This window comes from Rheinheimera sp. (assembly GCF_036782235.1).
GTDB lineage: Bacteria > Pseudomonadota > Gammaproteobacteria > Enterobacterales > Alteromonadaceae > Pararheinheimera.
Map to the genome: position 1 here is coordinate 187,103 of NZ_DAIPZL010000002.1, position 13,919 is coordinate 201,021.

The 13,919-nt window shown below is 49.0% G+C and carries 14 protein-coding genes; 7 read left to right on the plus strand and 7 right to left on the minus strand.

Features of this window, described 5'->3' with window-relative positions:
- The first annotated feature begins 28 nt into the window (after positions 1-28).
- A complete protein-coding gene (locus V7P87_RS03065; RefSeq protein WP_333796115.1) occupies positions 29-271 on the plus strand; it encodes a CBS domain-containing protein in 243 nt (80 codons plus the stop codon).
- Positions 272-320: 49 nt separating this feature from the next.
- Here V7P87_RS03065 and V7P87_RS03070 read toward each other — a convergent pair whose 3' ends face one another.
- The 5 genes from V7P87_RS03070 to priA form a co-directional block, all read right to left on the minus strand.
- Positions 321-689 (minus strand): gamma-butyrobetaine hydroxylase-like domain-containing protein, encoded by a 369-nt coding sequence (locus V7P87_RS03070; RefSeq protein ID WP_333796116.1) that lies wholly within the window; start codon positions 687-689, stop codon positions 321-323.
- A gap of 69 nt (positions 690-758) precedes the next feature.
- On the minus strand, positions 759-2,090 hold the full coding sequence (gene hslU, locus V7P87_RS03075) for an HslU--HslV peptidase ATPase subunit (protein ID WP_333796117.1): 1,332 nt from the start codon (positions 2,088-2,090) through the stop codon (positions 759-761).
- Between the two features lie 11 nt (positions 2,091-2,101).
- A complete protein-coding gene (gene hslV / locus V7P87_RS03080) occupies positions 2,102-2,620 on the minus strand; it encodes an ATP-dependent protease subunit HslV (RefSeq protein WP_260655929.1) in 519 nt (172 codons plus the stop codon).
- Positions 2,621-2,816: 196 nt separating this feature from the next.
- Positions 2,817-3,347 carry an SPOR domain-containing protein gene (locus V7P87_RS03085; RefSeq protein WP_333796118.1) on the minus strand — a complete coding sequence of 177 codons (531 nt, stop codon included), beginning with the start codon at positions 3,345-3,347 and terminating at the stop codon, positions 2,817-2,819.
- Positions 3,348-3,497: 150 nt separating this feature from the next.
- Positions 3,498-5,708 (minus strand): primosomal protein N', encoded by a 2,211-nt coding sequence (priA, locus tag V7P87_RS03090; RefSeq protein ID WP_333796119.1) that lies wholly within the window; start codon positions 5,706-5,708, stop codon positions 3,498-3,500.
- 227 nt (positions 5,709-5,935) lie between these two features.
- On the opposite strand from priA, the gene rpmE reads away from it, so the two are divergent.
- Positions 5,936-6,148, plus strand: a complete 213-nt coding sequence (rpmE, locus tag V7P87_RS03095) for a 50S ribosomal protein L31 (RefSeq protein WP_260655932.1) — start codon at positions 5,936-5,938, stop codon at positions 6,146-6,148.
- A 710-nt stretch (positions 6,149-6,858) separates the two neighbouring features.
- The gene (locus V7P87_RS03100) at positions 6,859-8,103 is read left to right on the plus strand and encodes a malic enzyme-like NAD(P)-binding protein (RefSeq protein ID WP_333796120.1); all 1,245 of its coding nucleotides are present in this window, start codon (positions 6,859-6,861) and stop codon (positions 8,101-8,103) included.
- A 112-nt stretch (positions 8,104-8,215) separates the two neighbouring features.
- Here the strand turns inward: V7P87_RS03100 and metJ are convergent, their stop codons facing one another.
- Entirely contained in the window at positions 8,216-8,551 is a 336-nt protein-coding gene (metJ, locus tag V7P87_RS03105) for a met regulon transcriptional regulator MetJ (protein ID WP_260655934.1), read from the minus strand.
- 185 nt (positions 8,552-8,736) lie between these two features.
- Between metJ and metB the strand changes: the two genes are divergently transcribed.
- Complete coding sequence (metB, locus tag V7P87_RS03110; protein WP_333796121.1) at positions 8,737-10,062, plus strand: cystathionine gamma-synthase; 1,326 nt, start codon at positions 8,737-8,739, stop codon at positions 10,060-10,062.
- 5 nt (positions 10,063-10,067) lie between these two features.
- Complete coding sequence (gene metL / locus V7P87_RS03115; RefSeq protein WP_333796122.1) at positions 10,068-12,494, plus strand: bifunctional aspartate kinase/homoserine dehydrogenase II; 2,427 nt, start codon at positions 10,068-10,070, stop codon at positions 12,492-12,494.
- A gap of 223 nt (positions 12,495-12,717) precedes the next feature.
- Here metL and V7P87_RS03120 read toward each other — a convergent pair whose 3' ends face one another.
- Positions 12,718-12,843, minus strand: coding sequence for a hypothetical protein (locus V7P87_RS03120; RefSeq protein WP_333796123.1), 126 nt, complete (start codon positions 12,841-12,843; stop codon positions 12,718-12,720).
- A 191-nt stretch (positions 12,844-13,034) separates the two neighbouring features.
- Here V7P87_RS03120 and V7P87_RS03125 point away from each other — a divergent pair, with 191 nt between their 5' ends.
- On the plus strand, positions 13,035-13,238 hold the full coding sequence (locus tag V7P87_RS03125) for a hypothetical protein (protein WP_333796124.1): 204 nt from the start codon (positions 13,035-13,037) through the stop codon (positions 13,236-13,238).
- Positions 13,239-13,271: 33 nt separating this feature from the next.
- Positions 13,272-13,865, plus strand: coding sequence for a hypothetical protein (locus tag V7P87_RS03130; protein WP_333796125.1), 594 nt, complete (start codon positions 13,272-13,274; stop codon positions 13,863-13,865).
- Positions 13,866-13,919: the final 54 nt, after the last annotated feature.

The following is a 13,919-nucleotide window of genomic DNA, read 5'->3' on the forward strand; positions in this document are numbered from 1 at the left end:
ATTTCGCTGGTCTTTTTTCCTGAAAGAAATGCCGCTGCATGACTATGGAACTTTTGTCGGCTTTTTTCGTAAGTTCTGGCAACAGCAAGCGGATCAGAAACAGCAACAACAGCCCTTGTCGTCGCTGATGCAACAGCTGGTGGCTGTGGTGCCTTTGTTGTCCGATCTTGGCTTGCACCATATTCCGGTGCTGGATCAACAGCAGAGGCTGTGTGGCCTGATTAGTCAGTCCGATTTGATTGCCGCTTTGTATCAGCTGCAGCTGCAATAGCGCAGTGAAGCCTAAGAGCTTTGTAATACAGCCGGATAAAGTGCTGCGTCTAAAGCTGTTTGATATTCAGACTGGCTTCGCGGTTGCTATTGGCGGCTGCCAGCCGGTTCAGGTAATCCTGCCATAAGGCTTCGCGGTTCTGGTGCAGCTCGCGTAAATAAGGCCAGCTGTAAATACCGCTGTTGTGGCCATCATCAAACACAATTTTGGCGGCGTATAAACCCACAGCTAAAATCTGACTGATAGCCACCTGTTTTTTATGGCTGACCAGCCTGGGTTTGCCGTGGCCCCGCACTTCAGCAGAAGGTGACAATACCCGCAAAAATTCGGGACTGAAGCTGGCACATAGGCCGTCAGCAAAATGGACGTCCAGTATTTTACTTTGGCGGTGGTAATGTAATTTGGTCACCTGATGCATCTGTGTTTCCTTCCAAAAAACAAGCCCGTCACAACGGGCCTGGCGATAAGTTACAGCAGGTTATGCCGCTTATAAAATAAAGCGGCTTAAATCCTCGTCCTGCACCACAGACTCCAAATGGGCGTCGACATAAGCACCGTCCACCAGAATGGTCTGGCCTGTATGGTCTGCTGCTTCAAAGGACACTTCTTCGAGCAGCCGCTCCATTACCGTATATAAACGGCGGGCGCCGATGTTTTCCGTGGTTTCATTCACCTGCCAGGCGGCTTTGGCAATACGTTCAATGCCGTCTTTGCTAAAGCTTAATTTCACACCTTCGGTGGCCAGCATCGCAATGGTTTGTTCTGTCAGTGACGCTTTAGGCTCGGTCAGAATACGCTCAAAGTCATTGGCAGATAAAGGTTGCAGCTCAACCCGGATCGGTAAACGGCCTTGTAATTCCGGCACTAAGTCAGAAGGTTTTGCCATCTGGAAAGCGCCTGAGGCAATAAACAGAATATGGTCGGTTTTGACCATACCGTGTTTGGTGTTGACGGTGCAGCCTTCAATGAGTGGCAGCAAATCCCGTTGTACCCCTTCGCGTGATACATCCGGGCCTGAGGTCTCGCCGCGTTTACAGATTTTGTCAATTTCATCAATAAAAACAATGCCGTTTTGCTCAACAGCTTCTAAAGCTTTGGCTTTGAGCTCTTCCGGATTCACCAGTTTGCCGGCTTCTTCTTCTACCAATTGTTTAAAAGCGTCTTTAATTTTCAGTTTGCGCTTTTTGGTTTTATCCGAGCCCATATTCTGAAACATGCTTTGCAGCTGCTGGGTCATTTCTTCCATGCCTGGTGGGGCCATAATCTCCACCCCCATGGCTGGCATTGCTAAATCCAGTTCAATTTCTTTGTCATCGAGCTGACCTTCGCGCAGTTTTTTGCGGAAAATCTGCCTGGTGTTGGCATCGCTGTCAGACACTTCCACTTCACCCCAGTTGTTGCGGGCGCGGGGGAGTAACACGTCCAGAATGCGCTCTTCGGCGGCTTCTTCAGCGCGGAAGCGGTTTTTTGCCACTTCCTGCTCGCGTACCATTTTTACCGCGCTGTCGGTGAGGTCACGGATAATACTTTCCACTTCTTTGCCGACATAACCCACTTCAGTAAATTTAGTGGCTTCTACTTTAATAAAAGGCGCGTTGGCGAGTTTGGCCAGACGCCTGGCAATTTCAGTTTTACCCACACCAGTTGGGCCTATCATCAGAATATTTTTGGGCGTGACTTCCTGGCGCAGTGCCGGGTCGAGCTGCATGCGGCGCCAGCGGTTACGCAGCGCAATAGCCACAGCTCTTTTGGCGTCCTGCTGGCCAATAATATGACGGTCCAGCTCATGTACAATTTCTCTTGGGGTCATTTCAGACATAACGGACCTTCTTACAAATCTTCAATAGTGTGATGCTGATTGGTGTAAATGCAGATATCACCAGCAATAGTCAGGCTTTTTTCCACGATGTCGCGTGGGCTCAGTTCAGTGTTGTCGAGCAGTGCTTTGGCGGCTGCCTGGGCAAAAGGGCCACCACTGCCAATGGCAATTAAGTCTTGCTCCGGCTGGATCACATCACCATTACCGGTAATGATCAGCGAGCAGTTAGCATCGGCCACTGCCAATAAAGCTTCGAGTTTTCGAAGCATGCGGTCCGTGCGCCAGTCTTTGGCGAGCTCTACCGCAGCACGCATTAAATGGCCCTGGTGCATTTCCAGTTTGGCTTCAAAACGTTCAAATAAAGTAAAAGCGTCGGCCGTGCCACCGGCAAAACCAGCCAGCACTTTGCCATGGTACAAACGCCGCACTTTGCGGGCGTTGCCTTTCATCACGGTATTACCAAGGGTCACCTGGCCGTCACCACCTAGGGCAACCTGACCGTTACGGCGCACAGAAACTATTGTGGTCATAATATCTCTTCTTAAATGGCTTTATTCAGCCTGAAAGCGGGCACTGTTTCAGGAAGTAAGGGCATTTGTCTGCTTTTTCAAGCTGCGGCGTTACAATAGCTGTGGGGGTAATACTGAAGGGGCAGTGGTGGTTTGCAATCAGCCTGAGTACAGCAGCACTGCACTCAGGCTTGTGATTGCTGTACTCAGCTTGTGATTAGAGTGGGATCCAGCAGTCGGCGACTTTTTGTCGTTTTAACAGGTTTTTATCGTTTTGTGCCTGACGGCGGCTGGCATAAGGGCCAATGACCACCCGGTATTTGCCGGACGACTCTTTTATGCTGGCGGTCAGGCCGGCAAAGGCAATTTTGGCTTTGGTTTGTTGGGCTGCATCCAAAGTTTTAAAAGCACCACAATACATAGTGGCCGGTTTTTTTGATTCCAGCTCATCCGCTTTGACCTGAACTTCTTTGGTCTCCAGCTCTTCAATATAGGTATAAGGCTCTTTTGATGGTTTTTGTGGCAGCTCATCCAGCACTTCGGTTTTGGCCGGTTTTGCTGCAGCCGCTTCTGCCGCCAGTTGTTCTGCACCAGGGCGATGGGAGATGTGCCAGAGAAAATAACCAAATACAGCTAACAGCAATAACACAGCTGCAATCAATAACTTGGGAACCGGTTTAGGCGCATTGGCTTTTTTCCGCGTTCTTGGGGCTGGCCTTGCGGCTTTGACATAATCTTGCTGGGGCATAACAGGAAACTGCTTCACACTTTTTTACAGGCTATAGGGCATTCTACTGAAGTTAGACAAAAAAGAAACGACTGAAGTTTGTCAGCGGCCGTTGTTGCTGTTTTCCTGCACAATGATGCCAGATCACAGCAAATATTTAACTGAATCTATTTAACTTAAATCCAGCGGGTCCACATCCAGTTGCCATTTGAGTTTGCGACTGAGCGCTGACTTTTGAATATGAGAAAGCAATATCTCCAGCAGCTGATGTAGAGCTTTCCGATCCGGGCTGAATAACTGTAGTTGCCAGCGATATTTGCCGGCTTTACGTTCAAGCGGCGCTTTGACCGGTCCCAGCCACTGTACTCTGTTGGCTGGGGCTAAGGGCGTGGCCGACTGCATTTGCCCGGCACAAATTTGCTGCAGTTCCGACAACCATAACTGACAAATGGCACTGTCGAGCCCCTCAGCACGAAACATCGCCATAAACTGATAAGGCGGCAGCTGGGTTTGTTGCCGCTCTTTGAGCGCACTGCGGGCAAAAGCGCTGTAGCCATTCTGTATCACGTCCTGCAGCAGCGGATGGCCAGGATAATGGGTTTGCAGCAACACTTTGCCAGGCACATCACCACGGCCGGCGCGGCCCGATACCTGAGTGAGCAGCTGTGCCAGCTGTTCGGCAGCCCGAAAATCACTGCTGTATAAAGCGCCGTCCACATCAACAATGACCACTAAAGTGACATTCGGAAAATGATGTCCTTTGGCCAGCATCTGGGTGCCGATAACAAGCTGTGGGGCGCCACTTTGGATTGTAGCCAGATGTGCTTCCAGACTGCCTTTACGCCTGATGCTGTCTCTGTCCAGCCGGGTAATGGGAAAATCCGGAATCAGTTTACCAAGCTGTTCTTCCAGCTGCTCAGTGCCCTGACCTACAGGCGCCAGCTGGGTACTGCCACAGGCACCACATTGGTGCGGCACCGGCCTGGTGGCGGCGCAGTGATGGCACACCAGCTGGCGGCTTTGTTTATGATAAGTGGTAAAGGCGCTGCAATGCAGACATTCGGTCAGCCAGCCACATTCGTGACAAATCAGCGCCGGGGCAAAACCACGGCGGTTTAAAAACAACATCACCTGATTGCCACGGCTCAGATGCTGACGCATTTGTGCCAGAGTGCCGTCGGCTAGACCATGTTTCAGGACCTGTTGTTTTAAATCAATCAGTTCAATTTGCGGCACCAGCTGACTGGTGGCGCGATCCGGTAATTGCAGATGGCTGAATTTTTTCTGCTGTACGTTATATAAAGATTCCAGACTTGGCGTGGCAGAACCGAGCAGGATAGGGCACTGCTCTATACTGGCGCGTTTCACCGCTAAATCACGGGCGTGATACCGAAAACCGTCCTGTTGTTTCAGCGACTGATCATGCTCTTCATCAATGATCAATAAACCCAGATTGTGAAAGGGTAAAAACAACGCCGAGCGGGTGCCTATGGTAATGGCAGCGTCGCCACTCTGACTGCGTTGCCAGGCGCGTAACCTTTCGCTGTCGGTCATATTGGAATGCCAGCTTTGCATTGGCACGGCAAAACGTTTTTCAAACCTTGCCAGCGTTTGGGGGGTTAAACCAATTTCCGGCACCAGCACCAATACCTGCTGGCCTTTGGCCAGCACAGGTGCTATCGCCTGTAAATACACTTCGGTTTTGCCTGAGCCTGTGACTCCTTCCAGCAAAAAACGGCTAAAACTACCCAGCGCCTGCACCACAGCGGTCACGGCCAGTGCCTGTGCCGGGTTCAGTGGCAGTGCTTTTTGTTTTTCTCTCTGATACACAAAAGGCGAAAACGGCTGACTGACCAGCTCAACCAGGTTTTTCTCCAACAGCTGGTTTAGCGTGGTTCTGCTGTGCTGTGCCAGTATATCGGCTTCAGTTAAATCTGATGTTGATAAGGCCTGCCACAAGGCCAGCTGTTTGGCGGAGCGGCGAAAAAGTTCGGGCTGTTGCTGGCGGCCACTTTCGGTTAAGCGCACTATTTTATGTTTTTCATTATCCAGCAGACGACCTTCGCGCAATAAGGCCGGTAAAGCGCTGGTCAGCACATCTCCCAGTGGATGATGGTAATAATCGCTGGCAAAACTGAGTAAATCTCTGAGTTGAGGCCCAAGCACAGGGCTTGGATCCAGTAGCGCGCTGACCGTTTTTAATTGGCTGTTGCTAAAACTATCAATCGGATTAATTTGCCAGACAATACCCACCAGCTGGCGTTTACCAAAAGGCACCAACACCCTGGCGCCGACCATCACCTCGGCGGGATCGTCAGTTTCCAGTTGATAATCAAAATGTTGGCGCAGTGGCACCGGTAGGGCAACCCGAACAATCAGCACAATAAAATTCCGTCAATAAACCAACTGCAGTTTACAAAGCAGGGCCCTGCCTGAACAGGGCTATTTTCCGGCCTGGCTGCGGTCCTGGTGTTTTTTTCTGAAGGCGGTTTTTTTTGTTGAATAAGGCCTGCTGATCTATTAAGCTACGCGCCCTAATTTAACTGAAATACGTATGGTGTTTGACAGCAAGACTGATCAGATTGCGATACGGCCCAACGAGGTAAGCCATGAAACCAGGTATCCACCCGGAATACAAAGAAATCACTGCAACCTGTACTTGCGGTAATTCATTCAAAACCAGTTCTGCTCTGTGCAAAGACATCCACCTGGACGTTTGCTCAGCTTGCCACCCGTTCTACACTGGTAAGCAAAAAGTTCTGGACGTAGGTGGTCGTGTTGACCGCTTCAAAAAACGTTTTGCAGTACTGGGCGCCAAATAATCCGGCTTCCTGTTTCAAAACAACAAAAAGGCACTGCGGTGCCTTTTTTGTTGCCCCGGATTTGTTAAAACCTCTCTGTTAGCTGCCAACCGCTGGTGGCGGACGCTCTGTTTTAACGGCTCACTTTGCTCTGAACCGGCGGCTGGCTTTTGTTTTAATGCAGTGCAAAAGGCTCAGCGCAGTGAAAAAAATTTTCCTGCATAATGGCAGTGGTTTTTATGCAAGGGTTTTAGCTGTAGATATGTGTTTATCATTTTGATTTTAAATAGATAAATTAGCTTTTACTGATTGGCTTTTGCATAAATATTAACTTATCTCTGTTATCCATCTGGCCGTTTATGCATCTATGTTGCATGGTTAATAACAGCTCGCTTAACTGGTCATACCTCCATCCAAAATACAGCTTGGTTTCACTGCTAAAACTTGTTATAAAACCTAAGAACGCTGAAATTTGCACAAATTCTGTGCAGCACAAAGGGCGGGGTTTGTGGCTTGTCAGCAGCCCAGAACCTGCTGTGTTAATCAGCTGAAAGTGCTGCTGTTCCTACACCAGTGGTACGATCAGAAAGTTAATGATTTGATTCAGCGGGCCCGCTTATTAGAATGAGCGGCCTTTTGCGCGGCTCCTTCGCACAACAAGGCAAAAAATGGCAAAAAACCAGTAAATACAACTAGATGCCCAAAGGGCTAAGCGTCAGGACACTCTTACCATGTCAGATTTTAAACAACAAGCACTTCGGTATCACGCGCAGCCCAAGCCTGGCAAAATCAGTGTTGAGATCAGTAAGCCAGCCGAAACGGTGAAAGATTTAGCACTGGCGTACAGTCCGGGGGTGGCAGAGCCGGTACGGGAAATTGCCGACAATATCGACAATGTTTACAAATACACTGCCAAAGGCAATCTGGTTGCCGTGATCAGTAATGGTACCGCTATTTTGGGTCTTGGTAACTTAGGCCCCATGGCTTCTAAGCCGGTGATGGAAGGTAAAGCTTTGTTATTTAAGCGTTTTGCTAACCTCGATTCCATTGATATTGAAGTGACACACCGCACCACTGAAGAATTTATTAATACGGTTGCCAATATCGCCGACACTTTTGGCGGTATTAACCTTGAAGATATCAAGTCGCCTGAATGTTTTGAAATTGAAAAAGAGCTGATCAAACGCTGCAATATTCCGGTGTTTCATGATGACCAGCACGGCACCGCTATTGTTACAGCGGCTGGCCTTCTGAATGCACTGGAAATTCAGGGCAAAGATATCCGTAAAGTCACTATCGTCTGTATGGGCGCCGGCGCTGCCGCTATTGCCTGTATGGAACTGTTGATTAAATGTGGCGCCAAACGCGAATACATTTATATGCTCGATACCAAAGGGGTGATCCATACCCGCCGTGAAGATTTAAACCAATACAAAACCTTATTTGCCAATAACACCGACAAACGGACACTGGAAGACGCTCTGGAAGGTGCAGATGTATTTGTGGGTGTGTCAGGCCCGGACGTATTACCACCAGAAGCGCTGAAGTTAATGGCGGATAAACCTGTGGTTTTTGCCTGCTCTAACCCGGATCCGGAAATTAAACCTGAGCTGGCGCATGCAGTGCGTTCAGATTTAATTATGGCAACGGGCCGTTCGGATTATCCGAACCAGGTGAACAACGTATTGTGTTTCCCATTTATTTTCCGCGGTGCACTGGATGTGCGCGCCAAAGTGATTAATGACGAAATGAAAATTGCTGCGGTACAGGCCATTCGCAGTATTGCCAAAGAGCCGGTGCCGGAAGCTGTGTTGGTGGCGTCCCAGGTGAAAAGTCTTGAGTTTGGCAAAGAATACATTATTCCAAAACCCATGGATCCAAGGTTGTTACCTCGGGTGGCCAAAGCTGTGGCTGATGCCGCAGTGGCCTCTGGTGTAGCCCGTATTCCGATGCCTGAAGCTTATATGCAGCAATAACAGCTTGCGCAAAACCACAAAAAAGAAACCCGCCAATTGGCGGGTTTCTGCATTCTGTTGATTTGTTTTTATTGTATTTTCTGACTCTTGGAATTTTTAGTGGTGAGTCAGATTATTCTTCGTCGGATTCAGCTTCCTGAATAACCGGAATTGGTTTACCCATGCTGGTCAGAATGTTGCGTACTTCAACCGGAATTTGGTGTGGGTTGTCTTTGCGTAAGTCTTCATCGGCTGGCAGTGGCTGACCGGTAAAAGCATGCAAAAAAGCTTCACATAACAATTCGCTGTTGGTGGCATGACGTAAGTTATTGACTTGACGACGGGTTCTTTCATCTGTCAGCACTTTTAATACATTCAGCGGGATAGAAACGGTGATTTTTTTCACCTGCTCAGATTTTTTGCCGTGTTCGGCATACGGGTGAACGTATTCACCATTCCACTTAGCCATAGTTGTACCTTGATTGTTTTTTTAAGTTGCGTAGCGCATTTTGGGCCGGAATTTTACTTCTTTATACGACGGGACACAAACAATGCGCAAGAAATAATCATTGCAGACGTCTAAATGTTTTGACTTCTTATTTTTCGTCAGTATACTTTTAGACGTCTAAACGCCTAAATAAGTCTGAGGTCATTATGTCAAACCGTCACTCTGCCACTATTACTGCCCGCGCCGGCATAGCACAAGACCCGGCTTATGGGGCTGTGACACCGCCTTTGTACCTGACCTCCACTTATGAACTGAAAGCTTTTAAACAGCCGGGCAAATACGATTATTCACGCTCCAATAACCCAACCCGCGATTTATTGGGGGACGCTTTAGCTGAATTGGAAGGCGGCGCCAAAGGTTTGGTGACCAGCACCGGTATGTCTGCCTGTTTATTGGCGCTGCAGCTGTTAACACCCCAGGACACTCTGGTGATCCCGCATGATTGTTACGGCGGCAGTTATCGTTTGTTTGTCAATCTGGCCAACCGCAAACAGGCGTTTAAAGTGGTGATTGTTAATTTCCAGCAAGACAACTGGCCGGCACTGGTGCAGCAGACCAAACCCAAAATGATTTGGCTGGAAACACCGAGCAATCCTTTGTTGCAAATTACCGATGTTAAAGCGGTTTGTGAACTGGCAAAAAGCCTCGATGCCTTAGTGGTGGTGGACAACACTTTTTTATCGCCGGTGTTACAGCAGCCGCTGCAATTGGGCGCCGACATTGTGGTGCATTCCACCACTAAATATTTAAACGGCCATAGCGATATTGTTGGTGGTGCGCTGATCACCAAAGATCAGGCCATTGGTGATGAACTGAAGTGGTGGGCCAATTGTTTGGGCGTCACAGGGGGTGCTTTTGATGCTCACTTAACCTTGCGTGGCATCCGAACTTTATTACCCAGAATGAAAGCGCATCAGGAAAACGCTGCGCTGGTGGTGGATTATCTGCAGCAGCAAACACTGGTGGCCAAAACTTATTATCCAGGGTTAAAAGACCATCCGGGCCATGCTATTGCCAAAGCCCAGCAAAATGGTTTTGGCGCTATGGTCAGCTTTGATTTAGCAGCAGATGAAGCTTATTTACCGTTATTTTTCAGCGCTTTACGTTGTTTTACTCTGGCACAGTCGTTAGGCGGTATTGAAAGTTTAATTTGCCACCCGGGTTCTATGACCCACGCTTCGATGGACGCCGCTGCGCAAAAAACCGCCGGTATTGGCGCCACGTTAATTCGTTTATCTGTGGGGATTGAAGATCCAAGAGATTTAATCGCTGATTTAGCTCAGGCTTTTGCCGCTGTGGCACAGGCGATTAAAGCCGATGGCAAGCAAAAAACACTCGGCACAAGCCCGGATGCCGCGACCCAGAGTGTTGTGGCTACAGCAGCAACAAAACCCTCAGTAGCAACAGGTCAGCACCTTGCAGAAGCTGAACAATCTTTTCGTTTAAATCCGGCTCTGGCCGCTTTCTGGTGAGTGTTATGACAGTATTATCGTCAGTTTCTTTAGTTCATTCAGCGGCCTCTGCGCTGGTGGTGCATAAATTTGGTGGCAGTAGCCTGGCATCCAGCGAACGTTTTCACGCTGTGGCCGATATTCTGCTGGCGCAGCCGCAATCATCGGCTTTTGTCGTGGTGTCCGCACCAGGGGATACCACAGACGCTTTATTAACAATGTTGGATTGTGCCTGTGACACGCCGGAGTTTGAACTGCATTACCAGCAGCTGGCACAACAGCTGCGCTTGCTGGTAAGCCGCACTTTAACTGCCGCTACTGCACCTTTGGTGCTAAATGAACTGAATCACTGGCTGGCGGCAATTCCAACCTTCGCATTGGCCGGGCGTAATAATGATGTGCTGGCAACAGGCGAAAAACTGTCGGCTTTACTGCTGAGTTATTTATTACAGGAGCGGGGACGCGCCGCTAAGGCAATAGATGCCCGTGACTTTTTACAATTGTCGGGCCAGCAAGTGTTATGGCCGCAATCTGAAGCTGCATTAAAGCCACATTTAATCCCTGGTTTTAATGTGGTGACTGGTTTTATTGCCCGAAACGAGCTGGGAGACAGCATCACACTGGGTCGCAATGGCAGTGATTATTCCGCCACTATTTTAGGCCGGCTGGTGCAGGCTCAGACCATTCATATCTGGACAGATGTAGATGCCATTTATAGTGCAGATCCACGCAAGGTGCCGTCAGCCCGCCCTTACCGTCAGGTGCCCTGGGCACAGGCCACCTTATTGGCACAGCTGGGTAACCCGGTTTTGCATGCCAAAACCTTAAGCCCATTGCAGGACTATGCCGCTGAACTGGTAGTGCGCAGCAGTTATGAGCCTGAGCAACCAGGTTGTAAAGTCAGCCGTCAGGCCGCAATTGAAGTGCAGTTTGTCACTGATTTAACCGATGTGGTGCTGGTGACTTTGCCAAAAGCTGTGACTTTAACTGCACATTCGGTAGCGGCGACGCTGCAGCTGACGGTATTTGCGGTGCCAGGCGATCACAACTCTTGGGTAGTGGCACAAAAAAATCTTGATGTTTTATTAAGTTACCTGGGGCAACAACAAATTTACCCCAGGGTCAGCAGTGAACAGTATCAGGCTGTTGCCTGGGTCAAACCTGCGGCTAAACAGCAAAAACAGTTATCGTTGCAGGCCGCACACTGGCTGGAGCGCCAGCAACCAGCGTTTTCGTTTGATAACGACGAACTGGCACTCTGGTTATTTGCTCCTGCATTAACAGCCCGCGAGCTCACTGAATTCCACCAGCTATTGTTGCCAACACAAGTGCGGTTGAATGTGGTGGTGGCAGGTACCGGCAATGTCGGCGCCGAATTTTTGGCGTTATTGGCTACACAACAACAGGCTTTTGCCGGGCAAATTGAACTAAAACTGGCCGGTGTGCTGAATTCGCGCCAGGCCTGTTTTAGTGATGAGTTAACAGTACAAAACTGGCAGGCGCAACTTGCGGCGGCGCCATTGTATCAACAGCAGGATTTACTGGATTATTTAACGGCTTTGCCAAGCCCTAAAGTGCTGGTGGATATTACACCCAGCAAAACTTTTGCTGAAGCTTATGCTGGTTTTGTGCAAACCGGCTGTCATTTGATCAGCGCGAATAAACAAGGGGTGACTTTGCCACTGGCCCAATATCAGCAGATTGCCGCTACTGTGGCTGAGCAGCAGGTGAGCTGGCTGGCCAATACCACTGTTGGCGCAGGTTTACCGGTGCAACGTATATTGCAGGAGCTGCAAAGTTCAGGTGACCACATTCAGCAAATCAGCGGCATTTTTTCCGGTACTTTGTCCTGGTTATTGTGTAAATACGACGGCAGTGCAGCTTTTTCTGACTTTGTGCTGCAGGCGCAGGCCGAAGGTTTAACTGAGCCGGATCCACGCGACGATTTATCCGGTAAAGATGTACAACGTAAATTGCTGGTGCTGGCGCGTGAGCTGGGTTTAACCCTGGATATTAATGATATAAAGCTGACCCCTTTATTACCTCAGGGCTTGGAACAGGGCGGCTGGGATGAGTTCTGGGCACAACGTGCTGAGCTTGATAGGGCACTGGCACAGACTTTTGCCAAAGCAGCCGCTGAGGGCAAAGTATTGCGTTATGTCGCAACCTTAACAGTGACAGCACAAGGGCCAAAAGCCAGTGTGCAGTTGCTGGAAGTTGCGCCCGAACATCCACTTGCGGCCATTCAGGCGTGTGACAATGTGTTTGTCATTGAATCCGACTGGTATCAGGCCAATCCACTGGTGCTTAAAGGCCCGGGGGCTGGCCGGTTAGTGACTGCCGGTGGTATTCATGCAGATCTGGCTATTCTGGCACGCCAGCAAATAGCGGCAGCCAAAGCGGCCCGTCATAGTCAGGCACAGGCAGCAGCCTGGGCCAATGAAAGAGCCTGAGCAGTGCTCAAACCGCAGTTTGATGGCCTGCTGCGCTAAGCTCAGGCCCCGGATCTGGCTCTGAACCAAGGCGCTCAACCCTTGGGCTAGACCGAGGCACCGCCCGCTGAATCAGCTTTGCGCTTTATTTGATGCGGGTGAGGGCAGTTGAGGTTGTTTGTCTGGTTGCCTGATAACAACAGATCCCTGCTGATGACCACGAACAGCGGCAATAACCTTGCCGCTATTTCTGTTGTTGCCTTGCCTGACTTGCTAAGCCCGGCAAAGTTTTGCCGTTCACTCTGAAAGTTGGATCACTGCGATCAGAGCGGATCCGCTGGTCGTATTTATCACTTCTCAGATAAGTCATTAATTTTCAATTGGTTACAGGTATTTCTTGGAGGAATATCGCAGTGCCGGATTTTTGTCAGCAGATCTTGGCGCAGTTGTTGCTAATAAGTATCCGCCGTTGTCACCGACCCGTTGAAGAAGGATCGGAAATGGGCACAAGTATTCAGAGAAGTCTAACAAATAAACTTACAAATTAGGGATTTACTCACTATGCAAATCAATGCACAATCAGGCATCAACGCGCCTTTATTTGACGTTCAAACGAAAAAAAATACAGCGTTAGAAAAACAACCCTTACCAGCAGCACAGGACAAAGTCACTTTGTCTGCTGAAGCATTAGCACTGGCAAGTGGTGGCGGTCAGGTACAAACTTTAGGTGGCAGCTGGCCAAAATGGCCAACCATTCCAGCCTAATAAGTTGAGGTTGTAGTGCATGAAATAAAAAGCATGGCTGTAAATATTGCCATCACACTTTGTTGTGTTGTGTCTTTGGCAGCCACTTTTTATTTCAAGCTGGACCAGATCGAGCTCCTTGCTGTGGCTGTCAGTTCCATCTTGCTGATAGCACTGTTTTCCCACAAAAATCATAATATCTACCCAATCCTTGCCATTGTGCTTTTTATCCGTTTTGCTGAGTTTTTGCTGGGGTTCTTATTAATAGATTCGCTGGCCCTGACTTATTTGCTGATCACAGGACTGGTGGATTTACTTTTTGCATTTTTGCTGGTGCATTATCATATGGATCCTGCGCTGCATAAGTTATTGAAATCACAGCCGCAGCGTGGCCATTACCCTCAGGTTTATCTGATTGCTTTCCTGCTGGCGTTTTCCTCTTTGTATTACGTATTGGGTTCGGCAGAGCTGATGATCCATTTAATGGATAAAAATTTCTTTGGTGGCCAAGTGCCGTTTTTCTTTAGCACAGGCCCTATGGTGGCAATTGTGATCCGGCTACTTGTTGATTTAACGGTCTGGAGTTTATTACTGGCGCCTGGTCGTATTCGGTTACCTGCCAGGGTACAACGCTGGCTCAATCCTTAAGCTACAACAGCCATTTTGCATGCCTTGGACTAAAGTAGCCTTATAAATCAAAAA

Excerpts from the sequence above, each read along its gene's own strand:
- V7P87_RS03070 (WP_333796116.1), bottom strand. The coding sequence starts at position 689 with ATGCATCAGGTGACCAAATTACATTACCACCGCCAAAGTAAAATACTG.
- metL (WP_333796122.1), top strand. The coding sequence starts at position 10,068 with ATGACAGTATTATCGTCAGTTTCTTTAGTTCATTCAGCGGCCTCTGCG.
- rpmE (WP_260655932.1), top strand. The coding sequence starts at position 5,936 with ATGAAACCAGGTATCCACCCGGAATACAAAGAAATCACTGCAACCTGT.
- V7P87_RS03120 (WP_333796123.1), bottom strand. The coding sequence starts at position 12,843 with ATGACTTATCTGAGAAGTGATAAATACGACCAGCGGATCCGCTCTGAT.
- V7P87_RS03085 (WP_333796118.1), bottom strand. The coding sequence starts at position 3,347 with ATGCCCCAGCAAGATTATGTCAAAGCCGCAAGGCCAGCCCCAAGAACG.
- V7P87_RS03100 (WP_333796120.1), top strand. The coding sequence starts at position 6,859 with ATGTCAGATTTTAAACAACAAGCACTTCGGTATCACGCGCAGCCCAAG.
- hslU (WP_333796117.1), bottom strand. The coding sequence starts at position 2,090 with ATGTCTGAAATGACCCCAAGAGAAATTGTACATGAGCTGGACCGTCAT.
- V7P87_RS03125 (WP_333796124.1), top strand. The coding sequence starts at position 13,035 with ATGCAAATCAATGCACAATCAGGCATCAACGCGCCTTTATTTGACGTT.
- metJ (WP_260655934.1), bottom strand. The coding sequence starts at position 8,551 with ATGGCTAAGTGGAATGGTGAATACGTTCACCCGTATGCCGAACACGGC.
- metB (WP_333796121.1), top strand. The coding sequence starts at position 8,737 with ATGTCAAACCGTCACTCTGCCACTATTACTGCCCGCGCCGGCATAGCA.
- V7P87_RS03065 (WP_333796115.1), top strand. The coding sequence starts at position 29 with ATGCCGCTGCATGACTATGGAACTTTTGTCGGCTTTTTTCGTAAGTTC.
- hslV (WP_260655929.1), bottom strand. The coding sequence starts at position 2,620 with ATGACCACAATAGTTTCTGTGCGCCGTAACGGTCAGGTTGCCCTAGGT.
- V7P87_RS03130 (WP_333796125.1), top strand. The coding sequence starts at position 13,272 with ATGGCTGTAAATATTGCCATCACACTTTGTTGTGTTGTGTCTTTGGCA.